The sequence below is a fragment of the Nostoc sp. 'Peltigera membranacea cyanobiont' 213 genome (genome assembly GCF_002245975.1).
Lineage (GTDB): Bacteria > Cyanobacteriota > Cyanobacteriia > Cyanobacteriales > Nostocaceae > Nostoc.
The window spans coordinates 1-19,898 of sequence record NZ_NOLI01000019.1; the positions used below are offsets into that span (position 1 = coordinate 1).

A 19,898-nucleotide genomic window follows, 5' to 3' on the forward strand; every position below is an offset into this window, starting at 1 on the left:
TGGTGGAAGGGGTGCATCAAGATGTTGTGTTCTGCTTGGAACACGATCATGAAGTTGAATGTTCCTGAGATACCCAAGGGCATACCGTCAGAGAAGGAACCTTGTCCGATGGGGTATACCAAGAATACTGCGGTTGCTGCTGCTACTGGAGCCGAATATGCAATAGCAATCCAAGGACGCATTCCTAAACGGTAGGATAGTTCCCATTCACGACCCATGTAGCAGAATATGCCAATCAGGAAGTGAAAAACTACCAACTGGTAAGGACCGCCGTTGTACAACCACTCATCTAAGGATGCTGCTTCCCAAATTGGGTAGAAGTGCAAGCCAATGGCGTTGGAGGAAGGTACTACTGCACCAGAGATGATGTTGTTTCCGTAGATTAAGGAACCTGCTACAGGTTCGCGGATACCATCGATGTCTACTGGTGGTGCGGCGATGAAGGCGACTACGAAGCAAGCTGTGGCGGCTAGCAAGGTGGGGATCATGACTACGCCGAACCAACCGATGTAAATCCGGTTGTTGGTGCTGGTGATCCACTCACAGAATCTATCCCATACGTTGGCGCTTTCGCGGCGTTGTAAGGTTGCTGTCATGGTTTTATAAGTGCGGTTTGTTGTTTATGAATCAGGCTCGTTTGTCTTTGCCTGTGAATACACTATAGACTCCTTTACAATTTTTAATCAAGTTTTATTACTTGAGTAAAGCTGATAAAATCTATTAGTTTTACTTATTAAAATGCAAGTAACCAAGTCAGGATATGCCCAAGCTGTCTTTTGTCTGACATCACTATATATATAGGATTCCGATTTGATTTCTGAAAACATACTGAAACTGGAAAGCCTCTTTTATAAGGGTTTCATCTGAAATCTTGTTCAAAAATCAGAGATGAGTCCTATATGTTATGGAAATTCTGATTCTATTGCCTACCAATCTGGGAATAATAGCTTTGTAGATTACCGCTATTCCAAAAAAAATTAACCCTCGGCTTATCACTGGGGGCTTCTTTTGTTTGGCAAAATGGCATATCTATAAATTAGACGGTTGCTATGGTATTTGAGTAGGATACATTCCATGCGAAAAAGTACTGACTTGCATTACCCCTGGCTAACTACCAGGGGTTTTTATTGAAAGTTTTACTGAAATATTGCACCATTCCGAATAACCGTAAGATTAGCCGCTTGGTATGAGTTGATTCTAGAATTCCGTACTTTTCTCAATATTCTAGAGCTTTTGTATATAAAGCGATGGCTTCGCCGCGCCGTAGGCATCGCACGATATTTTCTAATAACAAATACAAGACCAATTTTTTTCTAATAGTATAGCTTGTATTGATTGCCTCATGAGGCTTCTAGCGATCGCCCTCCCGGAAAGTGACAGAAGAGGGGTAATGAAGTAAAGTGGGCGGCTTTCAACGCGATCGCATTTCTTGCCTTAACCGAACAGTATTGAGCGGTTATTCTCAGGGGAAAATTAGACTTTAGAGCAGTTGTTTAAAAAAACAGGTTTGCCGCCTTGCTCAAGAGATACTGTTAGTGCAGCCAGAATTTCTACTAACTGTGTGCCTACCCACCCAGATGAAATCTCTGAGGGAGTATTGTTTAGAATAGAGACAACAAAGGTGGAGCAAACTCGCCCCAATGGTTCACCTGGCTCTAATTCCAGCACCACCTGCTTTTGATTTACCGGAATAAAATGATTACCCTGCTGTTCAAATTCCCCATATAGAAGCGTTAGAGGTGATGACTGCAACATTTCATCAAAAATCAAACTACCAAGGCTACCTACAATCCCCAGCCGTCGCTGCTTATCAGTATTCAGCCAGCACAAATGAATATAAGCTTGAAAGCCATCTGGGTATGTCAGTGTCAACCATACTAGATCGGCTAAACCTTGAGGCACAGGACAATTTGTATCTTTCTTCCCCTCTGCTCCCCTGCTCCCCTGCTCCCCTGCTCCCTGTAGCCACACCGTACCCGTTGCTTGTACTTTTACAGGAATCTGACCCAGCCAAGCGTTAAAGATAGCAATATCGTGAATAGCTAAGTCCCACAGCGCATCAACATCTTGGCGGACAGGCCCCAAATGGGTGCGCGTCGCATAGCCATAGCGTAAATAACCTAATTTACCCGCTTGTACTACAGTTTGCCCTTGCTCAACTGCTGGGTGAAATAAATAAGTGTGGTCAACCATAAGTATTAAATGATGCTGCTCTGCCAATAGGCAAAGTTCCCGACATTCTGCGGGATCGAGAGTTAGGGGTTTTTCAGCTAAAACATGGTATCCCTGTTTGAGAGCGTCTTTAATTAAAGCATAGTGAGTGATAGCTGGAGTTGCGATCGCAACTCCTGTCAATCCTGGTACTTTTTTTAAATCTTCCCACTCGGTTGTCAATATTACATTTTCATCTAAATTAAACTGCTGTTTTACCGCCGCTAATCGTTCTGGATGAGGATCTACTACCGCAACTACATCGACTTGGGGATGTCCTAAGAAATTCCGCAGCAGATGCACTCCCCAACGCCCAACTCCGATAACAGCAATTTTAATTTGGTTTGTCATTTGTTATTTTTCATTAGTTATTTGTCATTTGTCATTTGTATACAAAGGACTAGGGACAAATGACCGCTGACAATCAACTGATTATCGGCTAATCGCTCTTATTTTAAGCTCAGGGTATTTGCGGGTTAGGTATTGCTAAAAAAGCCACCTTCGCTGCGGCTTGTTCAGCAGCTTTGATCGATCGCCCCTTACCAACTCCTAGTTTGTTTCCGTGCAACCACACTTCAGCCATAAAACGTTCTTGATTACGATGCGGTTGAGTGACTTCCACAACCCGATATTCTGGTAAAACTTTAAATTGCGCCTGAGTCCATTCTTGGAGAGCAGCTTTGTAATTAAGTCTGGCAGGATCGAGGCGAATTTCTGTTGTTAGTTCTTGGAAGTGGGGATCTAGCCAAGAGCGGATCAATACCAGATTTTGAGTACTTAAGTAAAGCGCACCCAAAACTGCTTCAAAAGCATCTGCTAGTCGTGACTCTTGACCAACTTTATCAGCCGTAGCGCTACCGGCGACTAGCAAGTATAACTCTAAACCATAAACTCTGGCTAATTGGGCGAGAATGCGATCGCTCACCAACACCGAACGAATTGCTGCAAAATCCCCTACCGGACAATCGGGATAATTTTCCCACAACACAACAGCCGACACCAGCCGCACCACTGCATCGCCAACAAACTCCAGTTGTTCATAATTTGCCGAATCAGAGACAGTGGGATGAGTTAGCGCTAAATCTAGCAGTTCCCACTTTATAGGTGCTTCTAGCGACAAACCAAATTTTTGGACTAAACTTTCGAGTTGCCGTTGACGGCGTGGATAGGCAAGGGGCATTACGTGACAAGGGGAAGGGGGCAAGAGGCAGGGGAGCAGAGGAAGGTAACTATCTATCTTATATCTCTAAAGTTCTTGGACTATCACTTTAACAACTTTTTGCTACTTCTCTCTATCTAGCTTCTCTTGAATAGCTTGACGGCAAAACTCAGGAGGATCATCTTTAGCTTTTACGATTTAATCCTAATTTCTGTAATGCACGACACATTGCACTTCGCCCTACCCAGTTGCCAGTCTTGTCTGCAAATAATTCACATAACTTTATCAATGTTGCATCTGGATATGCTTCAATTAATTCTCTTAACTCTATATCAGCATTTGTCAGATGACTAATTGTGGTTTTCCTCGCGGCTTGGGCTATAAATTTCCTTCAAGTTTTTGTTGTTTTACAAGCTTTTGTACTAAACTCTTTGTGACGGAAAATATGTTAGCTACTTTCCTGATTGAGATGTTTTTCTGGAGATGTGGTGCAACTATTTTTTCTCAAAGCTCGACAGAGTATGACTTCATTTAAAAGTATTTATATTTTAGTCTAGTGTACCTCATTACAGATAGAAGTGCTGTAAGCCAAATGATGAATGAATCACCAGACAAAATCCGTACAAAAAATAATAGAGTATAAACCGTGAAAGGTTCATACTCCATTGCAGGGGAAAGAGCAGTACATAAGCCGGGTTCTGTTCTCTTGCGAGGGCAGTTATCTATCTGGGACGCTTGTTACCAAACGCCTCTAGCGGCTCTCATTGAGCGGAACTGGTAAAAAACCAACCGTAGTTCCTATCGCCTTGCTCCCAACCGGGGTTTACCGAGCCAGCACCTCTCGATACTGCTGGTGCGCTCTTACCGCACCTTTGCACCCTTACCAGATCAATTAAAAATGTAAAATTAATCTGACGGTATCTTTCTGTGGCACTATCCTCACGATCGCTCGCACTGGACGTTATCCAGCAAGTTTGGTTTTTCGGGAGTCCGGACTTTCCTCAAACCAGTAACTATGACTGATCTGCAACCGCCTGCGTCTACTCTCTCCTTAGATCCAGTGTAATCTTGGATGGCATAGTCTGTCTGGTTGCTATTGCTTTTTTTTATTCCAAGGTAAAGCGTAAGTCCAAGGTAGTTTCTTGACTGTGAAAGGACAATTGATAATACTAATGGGAGGAAAATCACGGCCTGGGGATAGACCTAAACGCACTTCAGATACTCTAAGCACCAATTGCAGAGAGAAGTCTAACTCCTTTCTTCTGTTAATAAAGTCGTTGTACAACTTTTTTTGCCCTTTTTGTAGCCCGTTGATATCAATTAGTGGTTTTTTCGCTGAATAGGTTCCAGCTTCTTTATCGCGCTCGAATACATCTTCTGCTGTCACTGTTTCAGAAAGTGTTTTGTTGGGAGCAATCAGGCTAGGACTTTGGGGTACTGCTAAGTCGCGGGTTAAGTCTGGTGATTTCCGAATTACACGGCGCGATTGCTTGCTATGTTCAACTACTAAAGAACTGTTGTCCCAATCAACGTATAGGGCAATATTATCAGATTTATTTTCAATGCTAATTCCTAAATCTTTCAGATCGTCTATCGGATATGAAGGTTTGAGTTTAAAGGAAATCCCAATTTTATCGTCGAGATTTTGTTCTTTGAGTTGCTCGTCAACGATTCCTTTTTTAAACTCAAACTTAATTTGATCGTCGATGGATTCAACCATGCGGTTAAAAACATAGGCAACACCGATAATATAAACAGTCAAAACTATTAAATTCTGGTCGCTACTCCTCATAAATTATAATATTAACTCCCAGTACTAATGAATGTATATTCGATTCGTCGCCCATCTGCAATTATTAATTACGCTTAATTGTTACAGAATTTTGCAGCCAACCCCGTTGCCAAAAAAAGAATAGCAGACTAAGTGCGATCGCAGCCATTACTGCCCAACAAAGTGGATAGCCCCAATACCAATTCAACTCAGGCATATTATATGGCGATTTTTCGGTATTGAAATTCATACCATATATTCCGGCAATAAAAGTCAGTGGAATAAAAATTGTTGAAACTATCGTTAGTACCTTCATGATTTCATTCATTTTATTACTCACTGCCGAGAGGTACACATCCATTAATCCAGATGCTAGTTCTCGATAAGTTTCCACCATATCCATTACTTGCACTGTATGGTCATAACAATCTCGCAAGTAGATTCGCACTTCTTCGCCAATCAGTTCGCTACCATCTCGAATCAAAGAATTAATTGCATCTCGCTGCGGCCAGATAGCACGACGTAGTTGCAGTAGTTCTCGCCTAATTTGATAAATATTTTGTAGTGTTTGCGGAGTAGGTCTGACTATGACCTCCTCTTCTAACTCTTCGATTCGCTCCCCATAAAGCTCTAGCACTGGGAAAAAGCCATCAATAATTGCATCTAACACAGCGTAAGCTAAATAATCGGCTCCTTGTTTGCGAATGATCCCTTTGCTTTTTTCAATTCGCGATCGCACTCCTTCAAAACAATCATGTTCTGGTTCTTCTTGTACTGTTAGCAAATAATTTTTACTTAATATCAAACTCACTTGCTCGCTGTAAAAACCACATTCTCTTTCCTTTGGTACTACCATCCGAGCAATGAATAGCAATTGGTCTTCATAATCCTCTGTTTTGGGGCGCTCTGGCACATTAACTATATCTTCTAAAACTAGAGGATGTAACTCAAAAACTTTACCCAATCGTTGTAATATATCTTGACTGCCTAAACCTTGTACGTCTACCCAAGAAACGGATTCCATCTCCAGATATGGAACACACTCCTCTGGGGTTGCTATTTGTTCGCGGATGAAATTGGTTTGGTTATAGTCAATCAAAAAAATTATCGGTGGTGGAGCGTCTTCATCAATAAAAATGGTTCCAGGTATAGTCCCTGGTCGGTGATGGAACTCATCTTCATATAGCTTGGTTACTATTTTGGGAAGACGACGCAATTTTCGTACCATGCAATATTACCTAACATTGGGAATTGAGAATTGGGAATTGGGAATTGGGCATTGGGTATTGGGTATTGGGTATTGGACAAGTTACTCTTTTCTCAGTGCTTCGTAAAGAAATAAGATTTCCTACTCGGCACTTATGAGGCACTTTGATTTCTTTCAGCTTTTGCTATTAATATTACAAAAATTAATACAAAGACTGTGATTTTTAGATTACGCAGTTATTTAGGTTGGGGAATTTAGGAATCAGCATTTTTTAGTGGTTAGTTGTATTCACGACTAATTACTGATAACCATGATGATTATTTCTATTTATGCCCAGCTACTTCCCAGCAATAGAGATAACATATCGGCTCTGAATCAGCAATGCTATAAAAAAACAGTTTGTCTTGACAAGACAAACTGTTGAAAAAATATTTATCTGGGTGAGCAGAAGTTAGAACATGCCCATGCCACCCATGCCGCCCATACCACCCATGCCGCCCATACCACCCATGCCGCCCATACCGCCCATGTCAGGGGCAGCAGCAGCAGATTTCTTCTCTGGTTTTTCAACAACGATCGCTTCGGTAGTTAAGACCAAACCAGCAATGGAACCAGCGTTTTGCAAAGCTGAACGCACAACTTTGGCAGGGTCGATAATACCAGCCGCGATCAAGTCTTCAAATTCGCCGGTTGCAGCGTTGTAGCCAATGTTGAACTCACTTTCTCGGACTTTAGAGACGATCACAGAACCTTCAGCACCGGCGTTATCTGCTATTTGACGCAAGGGAGCTTCTAGCGCTCGTCCGACTATATCAGCCCCAATTTTTTCTTCTTCATTTTCTAGGCTGTTTTTAATCGCTTCTACCGCCTTGGCTAAGTGAATTAAAGTCGTCCCACCACCAGGAACAATACCTTCTTCCACCGCAGCTTTAGTAGCGTTCAGCGCGTCTTCAATCCGCAGTTTGCGGTCTTTGAGTTCGGTTTCGGTTGCTGCACCGACTTTAATCACTGCCACGCCGCCAGCAAGCTTGGCGATGCGTTCTTGGAGTTTTTCTTGGTCGTATTCAGAATCGGTTTCTTCCAGCTGTTTGCGAATTTGAGCAATCCGCTTTTGTACCTCTGGCTTGGTGACACTGCCAGCGACAATGGTGGTGCTTTCTTTGTCAATGGTGATTTTGCGGGCAGTTCCCAGCGCTTCTAAAGCAGCGGTATCCAAGCTTAAGCCGATTTCTTCCGAAATCAACTGTCCATCGGTGAGAATCGCAATATCTTCTAACAAAGCTTTGCGGCGATCGCCAAATCCAGGTGCTTTAATAGCAGCAACGGCTAGTACACCCCGCGCTTTGTTCACTACCAAAGTTGCCAAGGCATCACCTTCGACATCTTCAGCGATAATTAACAAGGGCTGACCAGAACGGGCGACTTTTTCCAAGATTGGCACTAAATCTTGAATGCTGCTGATTTTTTTATCTGTCACCAAGATTCGGGCGTTTTCAAATTCTACGATTTGCCGCTCGTTGTTGGTGACGAAGTAGGGTGAAATGTAACCCCTGTCAATCTGCATCCCTTCAACTACTTCTAGTTCAGTTGTGAGAGATTTAGATTCTTCAACGGTAATGACACCATCTTTGGTGACTTTTTCCATTGCTTGGGCTAACATTTGGCCAACTTCTTCATCGTTACCAGCAGAGACAGTGGCAACTTGAGCGATCGCACTTCCTTCTACTGGCTTGGCTACCCTGGCAATTTCTTTTACCAGTGCCTCAATAGTTTTGTCGATCCCGCGTCTCAAGCTAACTGGGTTACTACCCGCCGCGACGTTCTTCAAACCTTCTCGAATCAAGGCTTGTGCCAAAACGGTAGCGGTGGTTGTACCATCCCCAGCCACATCTTTAGTTTTTGAGGCTACTTCCTGGATGAGTCTTGCACCAGTATTTTCTAAAGGATCTTCTAATTCAATTTCCTTGGCAACAGTGATACCATCATTGACAATTTGAGGTGCGCCAAATTTTTTCTCTAAAAGCACATTACGACCTTTAGGCCCCAAGGTGATTTTTACGGCATCAGCAAGGGCGTTAACACCCCTTTCGAGAGCTCGCCGCGATTCCTCATTAAATGCAATAATTTTCGCCATGTTTTATTTCTCCAGCGCTTCCATTAGACAATTTAGCACTCACAGAGCAAGAGTGCTAATCTCTCAAGCGGCTCAAGTTACAAATGGAAATAAAAAAAATTGATTAATATACAGGTGATGCTCATATTAGATACTGGCAGTAATGCTTGAATTGGGAGATGAATCTAGACAACTCCCTTAAGTCCCTTGGTATTGCCGACCCTAGCGGCACCGGCTGGTTGGCGGTAGTATTTACGTTTCTCTTAGCTTGGGTTGTAACCTGGCGTTTAATTCCGACAATCCGCAAATTCGCCTTGCGGGTAGGCTGGGCTGACCAACCCAACGCCCGACGACTCAACCGAGAACCTTTACCCAATGCAGGGGGGCTGGCTATCTACGCGGGTGTAATTGCCGCGCTGGTATTAGCTAGCCTTTTACGACCGATCGAACTCCAAAACGTATTGGCTCAGGTGCTCACTATTCTGTTGGGGGGTTCGATATTAGTCCTTGTGGGCTTTATCGACGATCAGTTCGGCTTACCGCCCTCTGTTCGATTGTGGGCGCAAATTGTCACGGCACTGTTATTAGTAGCTAATGGCATCAGCGTCAAAGTCCTGTTTGGCACTCCCATCGACTCGCTTCTGTCCATGTTGCTAACAGTACTGTGGGTAGTAGGGATTACCAACGCCATCAACTTGATGGATGGTATGGATGGCTTGGCAGGAGGAATTAGCTTTATTACCGCCATGAGTTTGTTGGGCGTTGCAGCCCAATTTAACAATCGTGCGGCGGCAATTTTGGTACTCGCAGCCTTGGGAGGTGCTGCATTAGGCTTTTTGCGCCATAACTTCCATCCATCACGAATTATTATGGGTGATGCCGGAGCGTACTTTTTTGGCTATGTACTGGCAGCAACTAGTATTTTAGGTAAACTCCAACAAAACACAGTTTATGCACTAATTCCCACAGTTTTATTTCTATTATTGCCAGTGCTAGACACCACTCAGGTATTTGTGCGGCGGTTACTAGCAGGAAATAACCCTCTCAGTACTCCTGGCAAAGACCATCTGCACCACCGTTTACTTGCTTGGGGACTCTCCCAGCGCCATGCTGCGTTTACGCTTTGGTCGATTACCTTAGTTTTCAACTTGCTGGCAATGAGAATACAAGGTATGAGTTTGGCTGTGATGGTGACTACTGCTAGTAGTATTATCCTGCTTTTGGGTTTTACTGTCTGGCAAAGGATACGCCAACAGCCTTAGTTGCTTGTAGGGTAGGCATTACAATGCTAGCCCTACTATGCTTGATTCTCTGTATGAAAGCAAAATCCAAAATTGTTTGATTCAGTCAACCAAAAATTCAAGCTGTTCGATACATAACTGACTGATAAGGCAATACTGTTCAGTTAAGGCTAAAACTCTTGGTCAAAGTCAATTTTTTAACGAACCGCAAAGGGCGCAAAGGACGCAAAGAAAGAGAAGGAAGAAATGCTTAACTGAACTGTATTGACTTATAAGGCAGGAGGCAGAGATAGCAAGGGTTTAAGGCCCCCACTGAACTCTCGTAAGAAAGCGGTAAGCAAACGCAACAGTAGCTTCAATCCGGGGTCGAATCCCCTGCATCCTTTGATGACTATTAACTCAGCAGTAAGTAAGTTGGCACAATAAAACCAAACTGTGTTAAGAAAAGTAAATAAGGCTCAAACCCTTTTTCCCCCTGCTCCCTGCCCTAACCTACTTAACTTAGGCCATTACCATGCCACCATCGACATTAAAAACCTGTCCGGTGATGTAGTTAGCGGCGGGATCGGCGGCGAGAAAGCGCACCATCCCAGCAACTTCTTCAGGCTGACCGAAACGACCGAGAGGGATGAATTTCAGAATATCTTCGGGGTTGTTGAGATCGCTGGTCATGTCGGTGGCTATGAATCCAGGGGCGACGGCGTTAACGGTGATGCCGCGAGTAGCCAGTTCTTTGGCAACGCTTTTGGTGAAGCCAATTACACCGGCTTTGGCGGCGCTGTAGTTGGACTGACCTGGGTTGCCCATTTGCCCAGCAACCGAGGTAATGTTAATAATTCGACCCGATCGCTGTTTGAGCATAATTTTACTGACGGCACGTGTACATAAAAAAACACCAGTTAAGTTAAGGTCTATCACAGCTTGCCAATCTTCTGGCTTTAAACGCAAAAGCAGTGTATCGCGGGTAATTCCTGCGTTGTTGACTAAGATATCCACACGCTTAAACTTTTCCATGACGGCGTTAACTAGTGCGTCTACTCGATCGCTTTTAGAAACATCTGCTTGAATAGCGATCGCTTCCCCTCCCGCTTCTGTAATTTCTGTAACAACAGCCTCGGCAGCTGCACTCGAACTAGCATAATTAACAACTGCGATCGCTCCTTTTGAGGCCAATTCAATTGCGATCGCTCGGCCAATTCCTCGTGAAGCACCTGTGATAATAGCAACTTTACCTTCTAATAGTGTCATTTAATGTTCCTCAATCTTAGAAATACCGCGCTAATTATCTTATGGTGATTTAGGCAACATCTGAATATTGTCTGGATAATTAAATATCAATGATATGTGAATTTTATTATAATTATTTAATATTTTTGGTGAAATAATAAGTCTATATTGGTTAATCTAATCGTTTTACAATAAAAACCTCTGAACCTATACCGATTTTATTTTCTAAGAATTACTATTGAAACAAACAATTGAAAATCGGTGTGTATCACATGGCAACTAAAAAACAATTTGACAGCTTTGAAGAGATGCTGTCTGCTTCTGATGTACCTGTATTAGTAGATTTTTACGCTGACTGGTGTGGCCCATGTCAAATGATGGTGCCAATTTTAGAGCAAGTCAATGCCCAACTTAAAGATCGCTTGCGCATTGTCAAAATTGACACAGAAAAATACACAGATTTGGCGAGTCAATATAAAATTTCCTCTCTCCCAACCTTAGTACTATTTAAGCAGGGTCAGCCTGTGGAACGAATAGAGGGAGTAATGCAAGCACCACAGTTGGTGCAGTATCTACAAACAAAGATTTAAGAACACTTAGAATTTATATTTTGGTTCTTAGAGACGCGAAATGTCGCGTCTCTTTCAGTAGATATTGATTGAACTTCTAGCAGATAAAACCTTAAGTAAACATTAAGCATATCTACTTATACGTCTAGAGAAAGTAGTTTATAAATTGAGATAGGTATATTGTTTAGATATAAAAAATTCTCTTGACAAGCAAAAAAATATATGAATAACTTTCAGAAAAAACCTGACAAAGCCTATATTTGGGTGAATATTGATTTTGATAAGGTCAAACATAGAATAGATGGGGTAACTTGCCAGATTGAACAGGTTATACAAAAGCACCAACTGTCAAATCAAACTCGTAACTCCGGCAAAATAAACAATTAAGTTATGTGTAAAGCGATATCTCCGATAAGCTACGCACTTTATTTTTAGTGTAGCGTAGTCCATCGGAGACATCGCACCAGTTTTAAGCAGCAGACTTTGGGCAAAACGACTATGTTTCTGTTTAAAAAAATATTATTTTTCGATGAAATGAAAAAGTAAGCTTCAAGCTGATATTGAACATCTGCTGTATTCAGCAGTTGAAGAAGAATTCAGGAGTCAGAATGCAAGACGCTCTCTATGAGACGCTGCGCGAACGCGAAATGTCAATTCTAATATCAAGCCCCAGCTAGATGCTTTCTAGTTAGGGCTTTTGTTTTTATGTCTGGAGTCGATATGTAATCGCGTATCAAACGCGATCGCAGTGGGGAATTTATCCGATTGTCAAAGCTGGTTCTTCACAGAAGTTAAACAGGGCTGACTCTGTTTCTGATTCATCTTCAAATACAGCAGAGATGTACCATTCACAGGGCGAATCATTCGTATATTCAGCCCAAGCAATGCTTACTGTTTCACCTGATGGAATCCCTGAATCACTCAAGGTAAATGAAGCCCACTCTTCATCATCCACAGATACCCACAACTCTGTAATTGCTTGTTCAGTTTCATTGGTAACGGTAAAGGTGAATTGGTCTGACATAAATAGCCTTCTAGCGATAAATAAATTGCAGGTTGTCAGTCACCGATTATACTGTCACTTTTTTGAAGTGTTTGTCATCTTAGCTGCTAAAATCCATACCCAGAATGGTTTCTAACCTTTTTTTTGCTAAAGTTAAATTTATTAAAGAGGATTAAAAATATCACCAATTTATATGTGAGATAGTCAATGCCACGCAACAGGAGATTTAGATCGCACATCCTCAGTGGCATTAAATTTTGAGTGAGTAAAAGTAATTGAGAGCGATCGCTAAACCATACTACACGCCCTTAGTACAACTCATATTTCATTAACTGACAAGGTATAGTTCCGTTGTACACCGCCATCCGTTGGGATGATTTCAGTCCAATGGATTGAGATAGTTCCTTGTTACCACTTAGCACAAATGCAGTCCAGCCCTTGAAGCGTTGTTTCAAGACATCGCCCAAAAGTTTGTAAAATGCCCCTAAATCACTATCTCGCCCCAGCCGTTCGCCATAAGGTGGATTGCATAATAAAATTCCACTGTCTGCGGGGGCGATAACATCGGCTAACTCCATTTGAGAAAACCATATATGGTTATCAACGCCGCAGTTTTGAGCATTATTAATCGCTTGCTCAATTACATTTTCGTCGCGATCGCTTCCCCAAATAGGTGCGGTCAAGTTATCCAATTGACTGTCCTTAGCTTCTTGGAGCAGCTTTTCTAAAAGAGGCAGGTCAAAATCGAGCCAATTTTCAAATCCAAAGCAATCACGAAATAGACCTGGCGCTATATTAAGTGCTTTTAAGCTAGCTTCCAGAGGTAAAGTACCAGAACCACACAGAGGATCGTAGAACATCTGATTTGGCTGCCAGCCCGAAAGTTGAATGAGGGCTGAAGCCAGAGATTCCTTGAGAGGGGCCGATCCAACGGCAGGGCGATAGCCTCGGCGGTGCAGACTATTTCCAGAACTGTCGAGTTTGACGGTACAAAAATCGCGTTCAATATGAACATTAATCCGCACATCTGGTTCATGAAGCTCTACATTTGAACGCTCACCCAGCTTTTCTTGCTGCTGATCGACGATCGCATTTTTGACTTGGAGCGATGTGAAGTGGCTGTGATTGAGGCGATCGTTTTTGCCTGTGACATTCACCGCTAGGGTCATGTCTGGCGTTACATAGTTTTGCCAATCGATAGTCTGGATGCCGCGATAGAGATCCTTAGCATCAAGGCATGGAAAATCATGGATATTCACCAAGATTCGGAACGGTAGCCTAGCCCAGAGGTTGACGCGATAAAGGAGAGTGCGATCGCCTTCAAAGGCTACACCACAAAACCCTGGTTCCACAGAATTGGCTCCCAATTGCTCTAACTCTTGAGCCGCGAGAGTTTCTAATCCACGAGCAACCGTTGCAAAATAATTCATCATTCGTAATTCGTAATTAATAGTTACTAGCAACTCAATTTCTCTTAGTCCACGGAGGTGAACTTTGCTTGTGTAGTTGCGATTTTTCATCGCCCAATACTTTTTGAAACAAGATTAATCTAGAAATTTCTAAAATCAATCATTGTCTGACGATAAGCATCTGGCAATCCTGTATCAAAACACTTACCTTTCACAACATATCCGGTCATTCCCTCTTCTTGATGCAATTTTTCTAGACAGGATGTTAGCTGAAATTCACCTCGCTCTCGAAAATTTTGGTTGATATGTTCTGCTAGAAAGTCAAAAATTTTCGGCGTGAGTAAATACAAACCAAATATGCCTAAAAACTCATTGTCTGCCATTCCCTCTACATATAAATGCTTTTGTGCATACTCAACAGTCGGTTTTTCATATAGTTGCGTTACTGACAAAATCGAGTTTAACTCTTGCCAAACTCCTGTTGCACACCCAGCTTTATGAATAATTTCTGCTGGCATTGTAGTCAAACCCACAACGCTTTGATTAACTTGTTCGTAAACATCTAAAACTTGACTAGCACAAGATTTTTCAATATCAGATGTATAAATGTGGTCGCCCAACATTAACAAAAACGGCTCATCTTGTACCCAATCTTTAGCACAAAATACTGCATGACCATAACCTAATTGTTCCTCTTGCAATAAAATTGTAATTCTGCTACCTAAATCTTCCAGATATCGGCTATATTCTTGATTTTGTGGTGAAAGTTTTTGTAAAAGTTCTTTTTTAGGTGGATTTTTCAATAAATCTGCAAATATTTCTCGATCGTCCGGCTGCACTACAATCCCCACTTCTGCAATTCCAGCACTAATTGCTTCTTCAATAATTGCAAGAATCACAGGTTTTGCCCTACCATCTCGATCGATAATCGGAAAAAGTTCTTTTTTCACAACTTTGGTAGCTGGAAACAACCGAGTCCCGAAACCAGCTACCGGAATCACAGCTTTTCTAACTTGATTTTTCTGCATAAATCTCCCCTCCTCTCTCTGCGGACTCTGCGCCTCTGCGGTTCGTCACCCCAACTTCTCAAACAACTCCGCCAACACCACATTAGAAAACAAAAACCCTTGGGGATCGATCAAACGCAACCTTCCCTCTGCAATCTCCACCCAACCTTTATCAAAATACCCTTGCAAACACCTGCAAATTTCCTCCACCTTCTCTTGTCCAAACGCCTCTATCAAAGCCACCAAACTCAAACCCTCCGCCAAACGCAACCCCAACATTAACGTTTCTAACAATACTTCTTTTGGGGGAGTCACATCACAATCAATCACAGCACCAGCTTGTACCCACTGGTAATACTCCCTAGTCTTGCGCGGACGAGTGAAGCGTTTCCCCTCAACATAACTCGCCGCACCCATCCCAAAGCCGTAGTAAGGGCGGTTTTCCCAATACACTCGATTATGTTGGCACTGATGACCGGGTTGGGCATAATTAGAAATCTCATAATGGTCGTAACCTGCACCAGTCAAAACCTGCTGCCCCATCTGGTACATTTTGACTGTGGCTTCATCCGTCGGTAAAGGAGTATCGCCAGGTTTGTAGTAACGACCAAAGGCTGTACCTGGCTCAATGGTGAGATCGTAGATAGAAATGTGAGTGGGTAAAAGCGCCACCGCTGTTGTTAGGGAATCCTGCCATTGATCCAAAGACTGATGCGGCAACCCAGAAATTAAGTCTAAGCTGAATTTGGGAATCTCAACTTGGTGGATTAGTTCCACAGCTGCAAAAATATCTTCAACCGAGTGCGATCGCCCCGCCTTCTGCAATAATTCTTCTTGAAAGGCTTGTACGCCCAAACTTACCCGGTTCACGCCTGCACTGCGATAGCCTGCTATATGGGCTAAATCAAAGGTGCCTGGGTCAATTTCCATAGAAATCTCTGCACCAGCTGCAATACCAAAATGCTTCTCTAGCCCTGTTACTATTCGTTGTAGCTGTTCTGTTGATAGCAGCGAAGGAGTACCACCACCAAAGAAAATTGTCTTTAGAGGTTGACCCAAGGCTGGTGTAATGGCAATTTCTTGACATAGCACCTCAACATATTGGGAGATAGTACCAGATGTTTCGCCCCGCAAGCGATCGCCCACAACAGACACCGGAAAATCACAATAAAAGCACCGCCGTCTGCAAAAGGGAATATGCACATAAGCTGAACTCGCAATTCCAGAAACACTAAATTTTTGACTCATTTTGAGAAAAGTTTTAAGTTAATCCAACTGCGAATTAGAGACAATGAAAATGAGGAGTTTTTTTACAAATTTTTGTCGTTTTACAAAGAAACAATGAAAAATATTAAGATAAAAGCCTTTAGTTATAATAATTGCAGATATTGCCCTACTAAACCCTTAGTGTAAGTCAATATTGATGAGTTTATCTTACCGATGAAATAAAAAATACTGAACTTTCTCGGTGAACACAGTTGCAGGAAAACAACATAACCATGCTTGACGCAATTATCATTTTCTCATTTATCCTGGCAGCTTCGGGAATAGGGTTCTACAGCATTGAACTACTACCCAATGGGGCGCTAGACGAGGTAACAAATCTTGAGGCTTTACGCTTAGTTGTTGCCGTCTTTGCCGCGATTATTGGTGGTGCGATCGGACTGAGTTTCCAGACGACATATCGTCGCCTAGAATCACAAGTCAAAGAAATGCCTCTGGAAGTGATTTTAACTCGTGCGATCGGCTTAGTAATTGGTTTATTGCTAGCTAACCTGATGTTAGCCCCACTATTTTTACTACCTATACCGGCAGATTTTGGATTTATTAAGCCACTTGTGGCAGTTGTCGGTAGTATTATCCTCTCCGTCACTGGTATGAACTTGGCAGATACCCACGGGCGGGGCTTATTGCGGTTCATTAATCCCAACACTGTTGAATCAATGGTTGTGGAAGGAACGCTAAAACCAGCTAATACCAAAGTTTTAGATACCAGTTGCATTATTGATGGTCGCATAGAAGCGCTACTAGAAACAGGCTTTCTGGAAGGACAAATTCTCGTACCGCAATTTGTCTTGCAAGAACTCCAGCAAGTAGCTGATGCTAGCAAAGACCAAAAACGGGTGCGGGGAAGACGAGGACTAGAAATTCTCAACCGCATTAAGGAAGATTATCCCGATCGCATCCTGATTAATGCAGTTGACTATGAAGATATTCCCACAGTAGATGCCAAATTGGTACGTTTTGCCCAAGAAATTAGCGGTACATTGCTAACTAACGACTACAACTTGTCTAAAGTCGCCAGTGTTCAAAAAGTACCTGTTTTGAATGTGAATGATTTAGTAAATGCCGTCCGTCCTAGTTATTTACCTGGCGACAACCTTGATTTAAAAATTCTCAAGGAAGGCAAAGAACCCAGTCAAGGTATTGGCTACCTAGATGATGGCACAATGGTAGTAGTTGAAGAAGGCAGCAATTATGTGGGTGGTGAACTGCGAGTAGTAGTCACCAGCGCTTTGCAAACTACCGCAGGAAGAATGATTTTTGCCAAACCCCAAGCTTCAGCATTGGCGTGAGGGAAATGTCCGGTGGAATTAGAGTTAAATTGTGCAATCGGTGCAGTCAACCTGCACCGATTCTTTATATAGTTGTTAGCGCTACTCTCCGAAAAACTGCTGCCCGCTCATAGCGCTAACATTTAAACTTGGTATCTTTTCAAAATTACATTGTCAAAGATTGAGGATTCGTCTCAATCAATTTTGCTAAATCTTGCAAGAACGCCGCAGCATGGGCACCGTAAATAATCCGATGGTCAGAAGTAATATTGACTTGCATTTGTTGACGCACGCCAAATAAACCGTCGGGTGTTGCTACCACTTGTGGACGGGATGCCCCGATCGCTAAAATTGAGCCTTGTCCAGGCGGCAAAATCGCATCAAATTTGTCTACGCCAAACATTCCCAAATTGGACAGGGTAAAAGTACCACTGTTGTATTCTTGGGGCTGTAATTGTTTTGCCCTCGCCCGTTCTACCAAAGATTTCCAAGTCCGCGATAGAGAATAAATATCCACCGCATCTGCATTTTGCAGCACAGGTGTAATTAATCCGCCATCATCCATCGCAACTGCTACAGAAATGTTGATATCAGAATGATAAACAATACCCTGGTCTGAGTAGCTAGCATTTAACAATGGGTGTTTTTGCAATGTCACCGCTACAGCTTTCGCCAGTAACGCTGTCATTGTCACACCTTTGGATTTAATTTGTTTATAAAGTTTATCTAATCCATCGGTGGTAATTGTATAACCGACACGGAAGACGGGCACGGATATGGTAGCTACCATGTTCCGTACTACGGCATTTTGGAAGGTAGTTAGAGGCACGATTTGACCAGGAACAGCCGCTACCACTGGTGCAGGCGCTGGTGTCCGAGGTGCTGGGGGTGCAACTGGGGCACTGGTTGGTACAGGTGCTGGTGGGGCAACTGGGGCAGTGACAGGTTGTTTGCCCTTATTGGACAATGCTTCTACATCTTCGGCGACAATGCGACCGTGGGGGCCACTACCTTGGAGTGTAGTTAAATCAACCTTGAGTTCTTTGGCTAACTTGCGGGCCCGGGGTGAAACGACAAGCCTTCCTTCTTTGTGGTTAGACCCGTTTTGAGACGCTAAGGCAGGTGTTGCAGCTGAGGTTGTGGCGGCGATTGGTTCAGGGGAAGAGGTAGTAGCAGCAGCCACGCCGGAGGAATTGGCCAGAGATTTCGCCTGTTCAATTTCAGCTTCCGTTTCGGCGATGAAGGCGATCGCAGATCCTACCGGGGCAGTTTCACCAGCTTCAACTATGATATGGGCAAGAAATCCTTCGTAAAAGGTTTCTACATCCATATCTGCCTTATCTGACTCTACAACCACCACTGTTTCGCCTTTTTCCACTTTGTCCCCTGGCGATTTCACCCAGGAGACGATTTTGCCTTCGGTCATAGTGGAACTCAGCGCCGGCATAAATACTTCGTGAATGCTCATAGGGTGGTTTGGGAATCAATGGTTTATGGACTTTAACAGCTTTTATCAGATCGAATTGTATCTTGGCGGGAGAGTTTTGGACTGGAGATTTTATATTTTAGGTTGAAAATTAGGAATGGGGAATGGGAGAGTTCCTAACTCCTAACTCTTGACCCCAGGAACCTAAATATAACTTAAGAGGTCTATAATCCAGAGTTATCCCCAATGGTTAGCCAGTATTTCGATCTCGTTTTTAGTCGTTGACTTGCAAAAACCAGCACGAGTTTCTCACAGATTTAATGGGATTGGCATTTTTATTCCTCATAACCACTGATTAAGATACAGGAGCTACTCACAGGTAGAGGATATAAGATACAGTTCAATCTAGAATTCAAAATTGGTAATAAACCTATTTGAAATTCCTGTTTACTTTTATGTCGGCAAAGTTGAAATTATTTTTGATTGTGATACTAAGTATCTTTGCCACTGCTGGCGCTGGAGTTTATATTATCCAGCGACAGCAATCTGTACCAATTGTTGAGAGTAGTGATGGGCAAACCCAGCAGGTGAAAGCAATACATCAATCTCAAGAGGTTGTGGCATATCCAAACCGTTCCGATTATAAAACTATACCTTTAGAAAAAATTAACTCATCTCTCCAAGGTAGCGATCCTGCTACCCTTGCTTTAAATGCCTTTGACGACATAACACCAGTGCAAGGAACGCGAAAGGTAGAGGTGGCTTATCCGCAACGAAATCAGGCCCTTGTGACGATTACGCAACTCAAGCGGGGGGATGATTCAGTTGGTATTAAATATCGAGTTGAGATGTCAGCCTTCGGGCGATCGCTATTTATTAGCTCTCCTCCAGTCTGGCAAATAGTTTGGGCTGGCTCCCAGGTAGAATGTTGGGCTGGGAGCCGCTCCCACACTAAGTTAAATCACATCTGTCACTAGTCATTGGTCATTGGTCACAAAAC

16 protein-coding genes, 1 other RNA gene and 1 pseudogene are annotated in these 19,898 nt (G+C 42.9%); 5 read left to right on the forward strand and 13 right to left on the reverse strand.

Features of this window, described 5'->3' with window-relative positions; genetic code table 11:
* The 7 genes and pseudogenes from CDG77_RS08115 to groL all read right to left on the reverse strand — a co-directional run.
* A pseudogene (locus CDG77_RS08115) lies at positions 1-596 on the reverse strand (photosystem II q(b) protein); the annotation flags it as partial.
* An 877-nt stretch (positions 597-1,473) separates the two neighbouring features.
* Positions 1,474-2,562 carry a Gfo/Idh/MocA family protein gene (locus CDG77_RS08120; protein WP_190233929.1) on the reverse strand — a complete coding sequence of 363 codons (1,089 nt, stop codon included), beginning with the start codon at positions 2,560-2,562 and terminating at the stop codon, positions 1,474-1,476.
* A gap of 109 nt (positions 2,563-2,671) precedes the next feature.
* Positions 2,672-3,391, reverse strand: a complete 720-nt coding sequence (rnc, locus tag CDG77_RS08125; RefSeq protein WP_094328894.1) for a ribonuclease III — start codon at positions 3,389-3,391, stop codon at positions 2,672-2,674.
* Between the two features lie 651 nt (positions 3,392-4,042).
* An RNA gene (gene rnpB / locus CDG77_RS08130) (RNase P RNA component class A) lies at positions 4,043-4,417 on the reverse strand.
* Positions 4,418-4,463: 46 nt separating this feature from the next.
* Complete coding sequence (locus CDG77_RS08135) at positions 4,464-5,162, reverse strand: hypothetical protein (RefSeq protein WP_094328895.1); 699 nt, start codon at positions 5,160-5,162, stop codon at positions 4,464-4,466.
* Between the two features lie 64 nt (positions 5,163-5,226).
* The gene (gene corA, locus CDG77_RS08140) at positions 5,227-6,369 is read right to left on the reverse strand and encodes a magnesium/cobalt transporter CorA (protein ID WP_094328896.1); all 1,143 of its coding nucleotides are present in this window, start codon (positions 6,367-6,369) and stop codon (positions 5,227-5,229) included.
* A gap of 430 nt (positions 6,370-6,799) precedes the next feature.
* On the reverse strand, positions 6,800-8,482 hold the full coding sequence (gene groL / locus CDG77_RS08145) for a chaperonin GroEL (RefSeq protein WP_094328897.1): 1,683 nt from the start codon (positions 8,480-8,482) through the stop codon (positions 6,800-6,802).
* A 158-nt stretch (positions 8,483-8,640) separates the two neighbouring features.
* Between groL and CDG77_RS08150 the strand changes: the two genes are divergently transcribed.
* Positions 8,641-9,723 (forward strand): MraY family glycosyltransferase, encoded by a 1,083-nt coding sequence (locus tag CDG77_RS08150; RefSeq protein ID WP_094328898.1) that lies wholly within the window; start codon positions 8,641-8,643, stop codon positions 9,721-9,723.
* A gap of 480 nt (positions 9,724-10,203) precedes the next feature.
* On the opposite strand, the gene fabG is transcribed toward CDG77_RS08150, so the two are convergent.
* Positions 10,204-10,950, reverse strand: a complete 747-nt coding sequence (fabG, locus tag CDG77_RS08155; RefSeq protein WP_094328899.1) for a 3-oxoacyl-[acyl-carrier-protein] reductase — start codon at positions 10,948-10,950, stop codon at positions 10,204-10,206.
* Between the two features lie 251 nt (positions 10,951-11,201).
* Here fabG and trxA point away from each other — a divergent pair, with 251 nt between their 5' ends.
* Positions 11,202-11,519: a thioredoxin gene (trxA, locus tag CDG77_RS08160; protein WP_094328900.1), complete on the forward strand. Its 318-nt coding sequence runs from the start codon at positions 11,202-11,204 to the stop codon at positions 11,517-11,519.
* A gap of 201 nt (positions 11,520-11,720) precedes the next feature.
* Positions 11,721-11,885, forward strand: coding sequence for a hypothetical protein (locus CDG77_RS36315; protein WP_190233930.1), 165 nt, complete (start codon positions 11,721-11,723; stop codon positions 11,883-11,885).
* Positions 11,886-12,255: 370 nt separating this feature from the next.
* On the opposite strand, the gene CDG77_RS08165 is transcribed toward CDG77_RS36315, so the two are convergent.
* The 4 genes from CDG77_RS08165 to hemW form a co-directional block, all read right to left on the reverse strand.
* On the reverse strand, positions 12,256-12,522 hold the full coding sequence (locus tag CDG77_RS08165; protein ID WP_094328901.1) for a hypothetical protein: 267 nt from the start codon (positions 12,520-12,522) through the stop codon (positions 12,256-12,258).
* A 287-nt stretch (positions 12,523-12,809) separates the two neighbouring features.
* A complete protein-coding gene (locus tag CDG77_RS08170) occupies positions 12,810-14,021 on the reverse strand; it encodes a THUMP domain-containing class I SAM-dependent RNA methyltransferase (RefSeq protein WP_223269740.1) in 1,212 nt (403 codons plus the stop codon).
* Positions 14,022-14,050: 29 nt separating this feature from the next.
* Entirely contained in the window at positions 14,051-14,938 is an 888-nt protein-coding gene (locus CDG77_RS08175) for a UTP--glucose-1-phosphate uridylyltransferase (RefSeq protein ID WP_094328902.1), read from the reverse strand.
* Between the two features lie 45 nt (positions 14,939-14,983).
* A complete protein-coding gene (gene hemW / locus CDG77_RS08180) occupies positions 14,984-16,165 on the reverse strand; it encodes a radical SAM family heme chaperone HemW (RefSeq protein ID WP_094328903.1) in 1,182 nt (393 codons plus the stop codon).
* A gap of 251 nt (positions 16,166-16,416) precedes the next feature.
* On the opposite strand from hemW, the gene CDG77_RS08185 reads away from it, so the two are divergent.
* Complete coding sequence (locus CDG77_RS08185; RefSeq protein ID WP_094328904.1) at positions 16,417-17,493, forward strand: PIN/TRAM domain-containing protein; 1,077 nt, start codon at positions 16,417-16,419, stop codon at positions 17,491-17,493.
* A 145-nt stretch (positions 17,494-17,638) separates the two neighbouring features.
* Here the strand turns inward: CDG77_RS08185 and CDG77_RS08190 are convergent, their stop codons facing one another.
* A complete protein-coding gene (locus CDG77_RS08190; RefSeq protein WP_094328905.1) occupies positions 17,639-18,940 on the reverse strand; it encodes a dihydrolipoamide acetyltransferase family protein in 1,302 nt (433 codons plus the stop codon).
* Between the two features lie 413 nt (positions 18,941-19,353).
* Here CDG77_RS08190 and CDG77_RS08195 point away from each other — a divergent pair, with 413 nt between their 5' ends.
* Entirely contained in the window at positions 19,354-19,875 is a 522-nt protein-coding gene (locus CDG77_RS08195; protein ID WP_094328906.1) for a hypothetical protein, read from the forward strand.
* The last annotated feature ends 23 nt before the right edge of the window (positions 19,876-19,898 follow it).

Excerpts from the sequence above, each read along its gene's own strand:
- CDG77_RS08190 (WP_094328905.1), bottom strand. The coding sequence starts at position 18,940 with ATGAGCATTCACGAAGTATTTATGCCGGCGCTGAGTTCCACTATGACC.
- CDG77_RS08120 (WP_190233929.1), bottom strand. The coding sequence starts at position 2,562 with ATGACAAACCAAATTAAAATTGCTGTTATCGGAGTTGGGCGTTGGGGA.
- corA (WP_094328896.1), bottom strand. The coding sequence starts at position 6,369 with ATGGTACGAAAATTGCGTCGTCTTCCCAAAATAGTAACCAAGCTATAT.
- hemW (WP_094328903.1), bottom strand. The coding sequence starts at position 16,165 with ATGAGTCAAAAATTTAGTGTTTCTGGAATTGCGAGTTCAGCTTATGTG.
- trxA (WP_094328900.1), top strand. The coding sequence starts at position 11,202 with ATGGCAACTAAAAAACAATTTGACAGCTTTGAAGAGATGCTGTCTGCT.
- groL (WP_094328897.1), bottom strand. The coding sequence starts at position 8,482 with ATGGCGAAAATTATTGCATTTAATGAGGAATCGCGGCGAGCTCTCGAA.
- CDG77_RS08185 (WP_094328904.1), top strand. The coding sequence starts at position 16,417 with ATGCTTGACGCAATTATCATTTTCTCATTTATCCTGGCAGCTTCGGGA.
- CDG77_RS08175 (WP_094328902.1), bottom strand. The coding sequence starts at position 14,938 with ATGCAGAAAAATCAAGTTAGAAAAGCTGTGATTCCGGTAGCTGGTTTC.
- CDG77_RS08135 (WP_094328895.1), bottom strand. The coding sequence starts at position 5,162 with ATGAGGAGTAGCGACCAGAATTTAATAGTTTTGACTGTTTATATTATC.
- CDG77_RS08150 (WP_094328898.1), top strand. The coding sequence starts at position 8,641 with ATGAATCTAGACAACTCCCTTAAGTCCCTTGGTATTGCCGACCCTAGC.
- CDG77_RS36315 (WP_190233930.1), top strand. The coding sequence starts at position 11,721 with ATGAATAACTTTCAGAAAAAACCTGACAAAGCCTATATTTGGGTGAAT.
- CDG77_RS08170 (WP_223269740.1), bottom strand. The coding sequence starts at position 14,021 with ATGAAAAATCGCAACTACACAAGCAAAGTTCACCTCCGTGGACTAAGA.
- rnc (WP_094328894.1), bottom strand. The coding sequence starts at position 3,391 with ATGCCCCTTGCCTATCCACGCCGTCAACGGCAACTCGAAAGTTTAGTC.
- fabG (WP_094328899.1), bottom strand. The coding sequence starts at position 10,950 with ATGACACTATTAGAAGGTAAAGTTGCTATTATCACAGGTGCTTCACGA.
- CDG77_RS08195 (WP_094328906.1), top strand. The coding sequence starts at position 19,354 with ATGTCGGCAAAGTTGAAATTATTTTTGATTGTGATACTAAGTATCTTT.
- CDG77_RS08165 (WP_094328901.1), bottom strand. The coding sequence starts at position 12,522 with ATGTCAGACCAATTCACCTTTACCGTTACCAATGAAACTGAACAAGCA.